The organism is Vallitalea longa, from assembly GCF_027923465.1.
Taxonomy (GTDB): Bacteria; Bacillota; Clostridia; order Lachnospirales; family Vallitaleaceae; genus Vallitalea; species Vallitalea longa.
The window spans coordinates 1-11,396 of the sequence record NZ_BRLB01000011.1 but is presented as its reverse complement, the minus strand read 5'-3'; the positions used below and the strand labels follow the sequence as shown (position 1 = coordinate 11,396).

9 protein-coding genes are annotated in these 11,396 nt (G+C 28.1%); 4 read left to right on the top strand and 5 right to left on the bottom strand.

From position 1 onward, the window contains the following. Nucleotides 1–180: 180 nt before the first annotated feature. Together QMG30_RS15830 and QMG30_RS15825 are read right to left on the bottom strand one after the other, a co-directional pair. Complete coding sequence (locus QMG30_RS15830; protein WP_281817043.1) at nucleotides 181–1,404, bottom strand: IS256 family transposase; 1,224 nt, start codon at nucleotides 1,402–1,404, stop codon at nucleotides 181–183. A 301-nt stretch (nucleotides 1,405–1,705) separates the two neighbouring features. Further along, a complete protein-coding gene (locus QMG30_RS15825) occupies nucleotides 1,706–3,346 on the bottom strand; it encodes a DEAD/DEAH box helicase (RefSeq protein ID WP_281817042.1) in 1,641 nt (546 codons plus the stop codon). A 276-nt stretch (nucleotides 3,347–3,622) separates the two neighbouring features. Here QMG30_RS15825 and QMG30_RS15820 point away from each other — a divergent pair, with 276 nt between their 5' ends. After that, nucleotides 3,623–4,294 (top strand): LiaF transmembrane domain-containing protein, encoded by a 672-nt coding sequence (locus tag QMG30_RS15820; protein WP_281817041.1) that lies wholly within the window; start codon nucleotides 3,623–3,625, stop codon nucleotides 4,292–4,294. A gap of 301 nt (nucleotides 4,295–4,595) precedes the next feature. Next, nucleotides 4,596–5,237, top strand: a complete 642-nt coding sequence (locus QMG30_RS15815) for a TVP38/TMEM64 family protein (RefSeq protein ID WP_281817038.1) — start codon at nucleotides 4,596–4,598, stop codon at nucleotides 5,235–5,237. A gap of 110 nt (nucleotides 5,238–5,347) precedes the next feature. Here the strand turns inward: QMG30_RS15815 and QMG30_RS15810 are convergent, their stop codons facing one another. After that, complete coding sequence (locus tag QMG30_RS15810) at nucleotides 5,348–6,154, bottom strand: stalk domain-containing protein (protein ID WP_281817036.1); 807 nt, start codon at nucleotides 6,152–6,154, stop codon at nucleotides 5,348–5,350. Nucleotides 6,155–6,233: 79 nt separating this feature from the next. After that, nucleotides 6,234–7,448: an AraC family transcriptional regulator gene (locus tag QMG30_RS15805; protein WP_281817034.1), complete on the bottom strand. Its 1,215-nt coding sequence runs from the start codon at nucleotides 7,446–7,448 to the stop codon at nucleotides 6,234–6,236. Nucleotides 7,449–7,632: 184 nt separating this feature from the next. Between QMG30_RS15805 and uidA the strand changes: the two genes are divergently transcribed. Both uidA and QMG30_RS15795 read left to right on the top strand, forming a co-directional pair. Beyond that, a complete protein-coding gene (gene uidA / locus QMG30_RS15800; RefSeq protein ID WP_281817032.1) occupies nucleotides 7,633–9,438 on the top strand; it encodes a beta-glucuronidase in 1,806 nt (601 codons plus the stop codon). 37 nt (nucleotides 9,439–9,475) lie between these two features. Further along, on the top strand, nucleotides 9,476–10,900 hold the full coding sequence (locus tag QMG30_RS15795) for an MFS transporter (RefSeq protein ID WP_281817030.1): 1,425 nt from the start codon (nucleotides 9,476–9,478) through the stop codon (nucleotides 10,898–10,900). A gap of 287 nt (nucleotides 10,901–11,187) precedes the next feature. Here QMG30_RS15795 and QMG30_RS15790 read toward each other — a convergent pair. Continuing rightward, the coding region (locus QMG30_RS15790; RefSeq protein ID WP_281817027.1) for a hypothetical protein at nucleotides 11,188–11,396 on the bottom strand (209 nt) is incomplete at its 5' end.

The following is an 11,396-nucleotide window of genomic DNA, read 5'->3' as shown; positions in this document are numbered from 1 at the left end:
AAATCTCTAGAATTAACACTGTTTAGTGAACGTTTTTACATGCTAAACTCTTTATGTGATGGGCAATTAATATATTTTGTTTCATTTTTGGGTCCCATCAGCACTTACTTAATGCATGTAAAATTTACGAAGTAAAGGTGGAGATTTATACTACCTTTACTTCGTAAAAGTGAACGGTAGTTAGCCAATATAAGGTGTTATACGTTCATTATATAAAATGGTTAATTGATTGAGTATTTTATCCCAACCTCGATACCTTTGTGTCCATTTTTTGGTAGCTTTATCTGTAGCTAAAAAAAGCATTTTTTGTAAGGATGTATCTGTTGGAAAAATACATTTGCTTTTTGTTACTTTACGATATTGCCTATTAAGATTTTCAATGACATTTGTTGTATACATAATGCGCCTGATGTCATCTGGGAATTTAAAAAATGGACACAATACATCCCAATTTTTTCGCCAACTCGTTAACGCATGAGGATACTTAGCTCCCCATTTATCTTCTAATTCATCAAGCTTTAATAAAGCTAAATCTTCTGATGAAGCACGATAAACCTCTTTGAAATCTCTTGTAAATTCTTTGTAATCTTTATAGGATACAAACTTAAATGAATTTCTTAATTGATGTATGATACAGCGCTGTATTTCTGCTTGTGGATAAACTGTTTGGATAGCTTCTTTTATGCCAGAAAGCCCGTCTACAGAGAAGATAAGGACATCTTTAACTCCTCGTGAAGATAATTGATTAAGAATGTTTAACCAGAATTTAGAGCTCTCGTTTTCACCTATCCAGATACCTAATACATCCTTCATACCATCTAGGTTAACACCAATAATCACATAAGCTGCTCGATTGATAACGCGTCCTTCAGTTCTTACTTTAAAATGAATTGCATCCATAAAAACAAAGGGATATATAGGTTCTAAGGGTCTTCCTTGCCATTCTTTAATTGTTGGTATTAGTTTATCCGTTATTCTACTTACCATATCTGCCGAAACATTTATTCCATACAGTTCATTCATCTGTTCATGAATATCTCTTGTGGACATACCACGAGCATAAAGACTTATGATTTGTTTCTCAATATCTGAAATATCTTTTTTTCTTTTGGGAACAATCTTAGGTTCAAAATCAGCATTTCGGTCTCTAGGCACATCAATATCAATTTCACCTAGAGAAGAACGAACTTTCTTTTGAGAATAACCATTTCGATAGTTGGATTTAGGTTGGTCATGATCGTAACGTTCGTAGCCTAGAGTTTCGTCCATCTCGTTTTCAAGCATTTCTTGAATAACATCCTTAAACATATTTTTTAGAGCACCCATAATATCTTGTGGAGTTTTGATGTCATTGTTTTCAATTATTGATTGTGCTTGTTCTTTAGTAATAAGATTATTTGCCATAATAAAATCTCCTTCCTAGCATTTTTATTTAGATTTTAGCCAGGTCGGAGATATTTTACACACTTTCTAGGACATTCTCTGTTTCCATCATATTTGATCACAAAATTAATAAAAAGCCTATGTTTATCTAATATTATAATTTCATTTTGTACTCACTTAATATGGCTATTTATACTTCTAGCGAGGTTTTATAAGAAAAAAATTAACTATAACTATTGATACCATAAAATATAGGCAGACCTCTGTTTAAACAATATATCATATGTTGCTTAAACAGAGGTCTGAAATCGTCAATATAGTATTATCTTCTTCTTTTTTTGGTATTTGCTAATTCCATTGTTACATTTTTACCGCGAATTCTAGATTGATTCATTTTATCAATAACTTGGTTAGCATATTTTTCTGGTATCTCAACAAATGTATATTTATCATACATGTCGATTGAACCTATAGATGAACCTTTTATTTTAGTCTCACCTGCAATTGCGCCGACAATATCTCTTACACCTATTTTATGGTTTTTACCTATATTAACGTATAATCTAGCCATTCCTTTTTCTCGTTTACCACCGTAACGTTTTGTTTTATCATTTCTTGAATTATTATTATATGACTGTCTTCTATTTACTTCATATGAAAGATTAGTATCATTGTCTTCTTTTAATTCAAGATTAGACATCAATAATGCAGCTGCGATTTTATCAGAAGTATAACCTTTTTCATTAAGTTTATTAATTATACTTTCATAATTATTTAGATCAGTAGCATTATCAATAATATTGGCTAATGTTTCCATATAATTATCTACTTTTACTGCATTAACTTTATTGATTGATGGTATTTTTTTTCTAGGAATATCTTTCTTAATATATTTAATAATATTAGATATTCTTCTAGTTTCACTTTTGGAAACTAATGTGTAAGAACTACCTTTTTTACCAGCTCTACCTGTACGACCGATTCTATGGACATAATATTCTTCATTATCAGGAACATCGTAATTAACTACTGCTTCAACATTTTTAATATCAAGCCCTCTTGCAGCGACATCAGTAGCAACAAGTATATTGATTATACCTTTATTAAACTTATTAAGTACATTAAGTCTAACTACTTGATTCATATCACCATGTATTTTATCACAAGCATAACCAGCGTCTTGTAGAAGTTCTGTAACTTCATCAACTCTTTTTTTGGTATTACAGAAAATTAATGATAATTTTGGATGATATACATCGATTAATCTTCTAAGTACTTCTAATTTATGGTGTTCTAGAACATGATAGTATCTTTGGTCTATAGTATCTGTTGTAAGCTCTTTTCTAGTGATTTTTATTAATTTAGGGTTCTTTTGATAATTATGGGTAATGTCTAATATGCTTTTTGGCATAGTAGCTGAAAATAATATAGTTTGTAAATGTTCACTAGGTATTTTACTTAGTATGGTTTCAATATCTTCCCTAAATCCCATATTAAGCATTTCATCTGCTTCATCAAGAATAATTGAATTAACATGATCAAGCTTGATAGTTTTTCTGTTCATATGATCCATTAATCTTCCGGGAGTACCAATAATTATTTGAACACCTTTTTTTAAAACAGAAATTTGTCTGTAGATTGGTTCGCCACCGTAAACAGGAAATGATTTGATATTCATGTATTTTGTTAATTTTTTAAATTCATTACATACTTGAACAGCTAATTCTCTTGTAGGGCAAAGAACTAAAACTTGAGGTTTCTTAATAGATTGGTCTATTTTTTCTAAAATTGGAATTGCAAAGGCAGCTGTCTTACCTGTGCCTGTTTGGGATTGTCCAATAATATCATTACCTGATAATATTTCTGGAATTGATTTTTCTTGTATTTCAGTTGTTTCTTCAAATCCCATATCAGATATAGCTTTCAAAATATTATCAGATATATTCAGTTCGTTAAAATTCATTATATTATCTCATCCTTAACTTTATTTGTGTGCTTTTCTATCTTGTATAACTAAATCATTATAGTTGTTAATTATGAAAAAATCAAGCAAAATTTCATATATCTCTATTTTAACCAATTTATTCTTTTATTACTAATAAGTATATGTTAAAATATATTCAAAAGTATTAACATATAATTTAGATATAGTTTATTTTTACATCTAATAGATTTGTTGGCAAAATGAATTAATATTTAAATAATTTGAATATAAGTTGAAGTTTAGGAGGAAAATTGTATGAAAAGAAGAAATCTGCTAGGTATATTAATAATTGCTATTGGGATTATTATCTTATTAGGTAGACTGGATATTATTGAGAGTGACAATATATTTAGTACATATTGGCCTATTATTATAATTGCTATTGGATTAGTTAACTTATTTGATAAATATGGTTCTAAAACATTGGCGACAATTTTAATAATTGTGGGTGTTGTTTTTCAATTAAAAGAACTAGAGTTGGAAATATTGGAAGATGTACCAATCGGCGAATTTATATTCCCTGCTATAGTAATAATAGTTGGATTATATTTTATAATTCCTAAAAAAAAAGGTAGTAGGAAAAAAATATCATCTTTAGATTCATTAGACTCTATATGTTTGTTTTCAGGTTATGATATAGTAAATGATTCAAGGAATTTCCAGGGAGGTAATCTAGTAACAGCATTTGGTGGAATTGATATTGATCTGACACATGCAAATATATCTGAGTCAAAACCAGTGATAATTGATACTTTTGTGGCGTTTGGTGGCATTGATATAAAAGTTCCTAATGATTGGAAGGTAGAGATAAAAGGTCTTCCTCTATTTGGAGGTTGGGAAAACGAGACAAAAAGAGATATCGATACTAATAAAGTATTGGTAATAAAATGTGTCATCATGTTTGGCGGTTTAGACGTTAATTACTGATTTATTAAGAGAGATATCTATTATACACTAGTAGTATCTCTTTTTGATGTTTGCATTAAAACTGTGGTTTCAAGTATATGCAAGATAAATATTTACATATATCAAATGATTTTTTTGCATAAATATTTTATTGTAGGAATAATGTGATATAGGTACTTTTCTAAATATAAAAAATAACAATATTAATAATTTAAGATGTTTTTTAATATATTTTAATAAGATTTTAATATTCATTAATTATACTAGATATGTTGGATATAATAATACTGTGATTTATTTATAGAAGAAAGGATGTGGGATGATGATAGATTGGTTAAAAGAATTAATGACACTTGGCTATTGGACAAATATGCTTGACCAAATAAGAGAGATAGGAATATTTGCCGGTGTTGGATTAGCAATGATTGAAGCTTTTTTCCCACCATTACCTTTAATATTATTTGTTACAATTAATGTTACGGCTTTTGGCTTTTGGACTGGTTATATGTATTCTTGGTTAGGTTCCTGTATTGGGTCGATAATTGTATTTTTAGTAATAAAAAGATTTGGACAGAAAAGATTCCAGCAAAAGATTGCTCATAATGAAAAAATATTTAATATTTTTAGATGGATAAAGGAGAAGGGGTTTACTCCTGTATTTTTTCTCCATACGTTTCCATTTACTCCATCTATAGTTGTATGTGGTTTGGCAGCTTTAGCAGGTATTAAGAATAGAGAATATATTAGTGGATTGGTTTTAGGCAAATTATTAATGATATTCTCGTTAAGTTTTATAGGATTCAATGTAAGAGCGTTTGTAGAACAGCCATTAAAGTCTATTATTTTGATTTCAGCAACATTAGCCATATCATTAATTGGAAAGAAAATTATTAAAATATGTGAAAAAAAGTTTGAAAAAAAGGAACAGGCCAAAAATAAAAAATTACCAGTAAAAGCTGCATAATAATTAAATAATATTATAATACCCTATAAGAATTTTATATGCACTTAATCCTACATATAAAAATTAACTTATAGGGTATTTTATATTACTTTTGCAAATAAAACAATTTATTAAGCATAGAAATAATGATTATTGATTTTAGTTATAAATTTCCTATTATTCATAATCCAGAAATTACTAGATTTATCAGGATTAAGAAAATATAATGCACCTGAGATATTATTATTACCATTTAGTGCTGATATTGCTGCATTAATACTTTCCTGTGTAGGTTTATTATATATATTACCATCAGCTACTGGTGAAAATTGAATACCATATTTTTTATCAAATATTACGGATTTTATAGTATTTGGGTACTCGGAACTCTTTTTCCTGTTGATAATTACATTGGCTACCGCTAATTTACCAGAATATGGTTCTCCAACTGCTTCTGCTTCTACGATTCTAGATAACCAATATAAATCTTCTGATGTATATTTAGCAGAAGGGGTATACCCATTATTGCTTATATACACTGAACTATTAGTCCAACTTACTTTATAGCCTAATGTTTCTGAGATAAATCTTACAGGTACAAAAGTTCGTCCAGAAATCAAATTAATAGGTGCATCAATTTTATATTGCTTTCCATTTACAGTTACATATTGTTTTCCTACAGGGAGTTTAATAATTTTTTGATCAAATTTTAGTGTTGCAGTTTTATTTGTAGAATCCCAACTGATGGATTTAGCATTTAGAGCTTCACCAATAAACCTAATAGGTACAAATGTACGTTGATTTTGAATGTAGGGATTTACATCAGGGGTTAAGACCTTGCCATTAACATAAATAGGTATAACATTGGAAGCAAAAGTCTGATTGGTTAGATTGAAAACCAAAAATAAAGATATTATTATAAGCATTAATTTTTTCATCTAATCACCTCTACAACAAGTCTAACAAATGTATTAATCAATCTCAATATGGAATTTTTGGAAATGAGCCAAAATTCTATTATTTTCCATAAATGTCATTAGACTTTATAAATTGGTAGGGTGTGGTATTTGTCATCTTTTTGAAAATTCTCGTAAAATAATTTGAATCATTGAATCCTAACAATAAAGCTATTTGTGTAATGGTGTATTTACCTTGTATTAAGTAGTATTTGGATTCATTAATTTTAATGTTATGAATATAACGGATCAGTGTTTCACCTGTTTCAGTTTTGAATTGTCTAGATAGATAGGTAGAATTTATATGTAATTCATCTGCAATATACTTAGTAGATAATTTTTCATTTATATTAGATATGATAAAAGCAATAGTTTGTCTGATTATCGGACTATAGTTTCTTGTAGAGTAACTATCAACTATTTCACAATAGTCCTTTATCATAATGAAAAGTAATTCATAGTATTCTTCAATTGATGTTATTTTTTCTATTCTAAGTGCATATTGTTCTGAAATATTATGTATATATATAGGGGGAACTCCAGCTTGTTCAATAGCTTTCCTGAATGTTGTATTATCAATGATTAAGTAGTTTTTAGCGCATCTTATAGGATCATCAGGGATTCTATCGTCTAGGGTCATAACATCTCTATGATTTATATAGATTTTTTTTACGTCTTCAAATTTTCCATAACTAATTAGATGAAGAATTTCGTTTTCTAGATTATATCTCATATTAATGATATTGTTTATATTTTGAGTGGTTTCTATAGAGCGATTAAGTATTCTAGGTAAATAATTGGTAGTAGTAAAATTAGTATGTATATTGCTGCTTTTTATAGTTGAAAATTTTATTGAATTAACGAAATCGCATACTTTTAGCAATTTTTTACGATTAAGGATAGGAATTAAATCTATAAAGGACTTGGTATAATTGCTAATATTTTTTAGTAGGTTATTATTAATACTACTGGTATGGTTTATTATTCTATGAGATAAATACGGACCTATAATGATTAATCCTCCATATCTTATTAATGTAGACATATAATGTATACCTAATTCATCACTAAGAATATAGATTTGATTTTCAGGCTTATTCTTCAGAGAATCAAATATATCATCTATATTTCTAGTAATAAAAGCAATATTATTCAATTTTGGTTCAATATTATTTAATTCAAAAATAAATGTTCTGTTGCTATCATAGAACATTATATTAATACCTACAAAAGTATGTATTATATCGCATAAATAATATATATCTTCATACTTCAATTATAATCACAATCCTTATAATTATATTAAATTAAAGTTATTCAAGAATGTACTATAATAAGTAATAATGTTAAAGGATTTTTGCTTTCATGTAATGTATAATAACTTATAACATATTAATTATAATACAATTTAAGGATTTGTTCAATTATCTATATTCAGTAACTATTAAGGGGGGAGTTTATTGTTATATCCTATTGATACTTTAACAAGACAAGTGAAAGAACTAAATGGTATTTGGAGATTTAAATTGGGTAATGGTAAAGGATTAGCAGAAAAATGGTATGAACAAGAATTAACTGATACTGTACCTATGCCTGTGCCTGCTAGTTATAATGATATTTATGAAGACAAAAAGTATTATAAACATATAGGATTTGTCTGGTATGAAAAAAAATTCATGATACCTGACTTATGGAAAGATAAAAGAATAGTGATTCGTATTGGATCAGCTACACATAACTCAATAGTTTGGATAAATGGTAAAAAGGTTATAGAGCACGTTGGTGGTTACACACCTTTTGAAGGAGAAATATCAGATGAAATTAATTTCAATAAAGAAAATAGAATAACCATTGCTGTTAATAATATTTTAGATTTAACAACAATACCTATAGGACAGTTACAATTTAAATCTAAAAAATACAAGAAACTTAAGTATTACTTTGACTTTTTTAATTATAGTGGAATCCATAGACCTGTAAAATTATACATAACTCCAAAACAGTATATTGAAGATGTAGAGATAAGTACATTAGTTTTAGCCAATTCTGGTATAGTATCTTATTCTATAAAAACCTCTAGTGACAGCAATATAGACATAGAAATAATTGACAATAATGAAATAGTAGCGAATGCTAGTGGATACAAAGGCGAAGTTACTATTGATAATCCAACATTATGGGAACCTAATGAAGGATACTTGTATACCTTTAGAATTAAATTAATAGATGAGCATGGTAATATTATTGATACATATGATGAGAGATTTGGCATAAGGAGTATAAAAGTAAAAGAAAATCAATTTTTAATTAACAACAAACCTTTTTATTTTAAAGGATTTGGTAAACATGAGGATAATTATATCATCGGTAGGGGATATAATGATGTTTTTAACATTAAAGATTTCAGTCTTATGAAATGGATTGGAGCCAATTCATTTAGAACTTCACATTATCCTTATTCTGAAGAAATAATGAGGCTAGCTGATGAAGAAGGTATTGTGGTCATAGATGAATCGCCTGCAGTAGGACTTAATCTTAATATTCATATTTCTTCTGATGATATTATCAATCTGGATAATGGAGATAAGATTCAATTACCTAATACATGGGATGTTGTTGATTGTCAAAAGAACCATTTAAAAGTCATGGAAGAATTGATTAATAGAGATAAAAATCATCCTAGCGTAGTAATGTGGAGTATAGCTAATGAACCAGCTTCTGAAGATGAGGGAGCATATGAATATTTTAAACCAATAGTTGAGTTGACTAAGAAGTTGGATCCATATAGACCTGTGACAATTGTAGAATATCAAGGAGCACTTCCCTTTAACAGTAGAATTACTAATTTGATTGATGTAATAACTTTGAATAGATATTATGGATGGTATATTGCATCTGGAGATTTAGATTATACTAAAGAATTGTTAAGAAGAGAATTGATATGGTGGTGGGATTTATATAATAAACCTATTATGATGACAGAATATGGGACTGATACGATTCTTGGGCTTACTTCGACAACTTCATTAATGTGGACAGAAGAATATCAAGAAGAATTCCTGAAGGTATATCATGAAATATTTGATGAGTTGGATTTTTTTATTGGTGAGCATGTATGGAATTTTGCTGATTTTGCAACAGATGAAGATATAACAAGAGTAAATGGAAATAAAAAAGGTATTTTTACCAGAAATAGAAAACCAAAAAAAGCTGCGTATTTACTAAAAAACAGATGGAATAATATACCTAATTATGGATATAAATAGATTTTTAACTATTATATAAATAAAAGGGAGAGGTTAGATGAAAAGATTATCTTTAAAAGAGAAATTAACCTATGCTTGTGGGAACTTAGGTATATCTCTATTAACAGTTATTCATATGCTATTTTTAGTTTATTTCTTTTTTCCACCAAAAGATGCGGGTATTCCATATCATATACCTCAAACATCTTTTTTTATGGGAATTACTATTTTAGGTGTAGTTATGTCTCTTGGAAGAATATTTGATGCTTTTACAGATCCACTAATTGCACATCTAAGTGATAAAAGTGAAAATAAAAGAGGTAAACGTATACCGTTTTTAAGAAAATTTTCGATACCCTTCGCAATTTCTTATGTTGCAATTTTCTTTGTACCAGTTCCGGGTGAGATAAGTGTTATAAATATTATATGGTTGACAATATGGTTGTTTTTATGTGCTTTGTTTTTAACATTATATGGTGTGCCCTATTTTTCTTTATTGGTCCATATTGCAAAAACTAGTGAAGATAAAGTTGATTTATGTACATTTTCCAGTGCTTTTTGGTTTGCGGGATTCATAATTGTTTCTTCAGCATCAAATTTATGGGACGGTATTTCTAAAATATTTGGGGTAGACAGATTGGTCAGTATGCAGTTTGCCTTTGCATTATTAGCTATAATAGGATTGATGTGTTTAAGTATTCCGGCTTATTTAATAAATGAAAAAAAATATGAAACGAATGATATAAAAATAGTTAATGAGAGACTGATACCTTCATTAAAAAAAGTCTTGAAAAATAGGAATTTTATATGTTATTTAATTGGAAATACAGGATATTCTATAGCAACTTATATGTTTGAAACAGGACTTATCTATTTTATTACTGTACTTGCTGTTTTAGAAGCAGGAGTACAAGGTACATTGACCTTGATTATAGGTGCGTTAACATTACTTTGTTATCCATTAATCAATAAGATGGCTAAGAAGATAGGAAAGAAGATTGTCATGAAATTTGGATTCCTACTATTTGCATTAACTTTTATAGTTATATCTTTTTTAGGTATCGGTAATATGAATGTATATATTTTATTAGGTATGATAGTATTATTAGTTCCATATTCACAAGCGACTTTTGGTATTTTACCTTCTGCAATTACTGCGGATTGTGCAGCTTACGATAAATATAAAAGTGGAGAAGATAAACCAGGAATGTACGGTGCGGTTAATGGCTTTTTTTCTAAGTTAGGAGGTAGCTTGGCTATGGTTATATTTACTTCACTATTATTATTGGGGAAGGATATAGGGGATGATATGGGTATAAGAGTAATAGCAATTTTCGGTACAATACTTTCGTTTGCTGGGATAATAGCTATAAATAGGTATAATGAAAAGGAAATATTATCGTACACTAAGCAAAATGAATATTTTGATGAAAATTCATATACTGAAAGAGAAGAAAATAGTGATAAAATAAATACTGTTTAAGTATAAAAATGCTTAATTTTGTTGTGAGGATATCATTTTGTATATCTATGGGTGAAAGTTATATAGGATGTGAATATTGAAGTATCATTTATATATAAGTATATTTCAAAATAATATATTGAAATTATATATCTAGTAGCTGATTAGATATTTTTTTTGTTTCAATGTATAAAATTTTATTTATCAGCTTATATTATTACATAATATTTAGTATTTATTGGAATTTTAATTTCCTATTATATACAGTAATTTTTAATACTATCTATGGTTAGTAAACAAAAAAAGATTTAAAAAATGTCGAATAAAGCCTTGACTTTATGCTTTATAAATGATATAATTCTTTTCGCTGGTGAAAACAACAACAGCAACAGCAACAACAAAGAACCTTGAAAACTGAACAGTGAAACAACCAAAAACTTAGTAAAAGTTTTACCCAAGAAATTCCTTAGTAAATTAATGGATAAAGACGATAGTCTATAAAATATAAGCCAGAGCA

Excerpts from the sequence above, each read along its gene's own strand:
- QMG30_RS15830 (WP_281817043.1), bottom strand. The coding sequence starts at position 1,404 with ATGGCAAATAATCTTATTACTAAAGAACAAGCACAATCAATAATTGAA.
- QMG30_RS15825 (WP_281817042.1), bottom strand. The coding sequence starts at position 3,346 with ATGAATTTTAACGAACTGAATATATCTGATAATATTTTGAAAGCTATA.
- QMG30_RS15820 (WP_281817041.1), top strand. The coding sequence starts at position 3,623 with ATGAAAAGAAGAAATCTGCTAGGTATATTAATAATTGCTATTGGGATT.
- QMG30_RS15815 (WP_281817038.1), top strand. The coding sequence starts at position 4,596 with ATGATAGATTGGTTAAAAGAATTAATGACACTTGGCTATTGGACAAAT.
- QMG30_RS15810 (WP_281817036.1), bottom strand. The coding sequence starts at position 6,154 with ATGAAAAAATTAATGCTTATAATAATATCTTTATTTTTGGTTTTCAAT.
- QMG30_RS15795 (WP_281817030.1), top strand. The coding sequence starts at position 9,476 with ATGAAAAGATTATCTTTAAAAGAGAAATTAACCTATGCTTGTGGGAAC.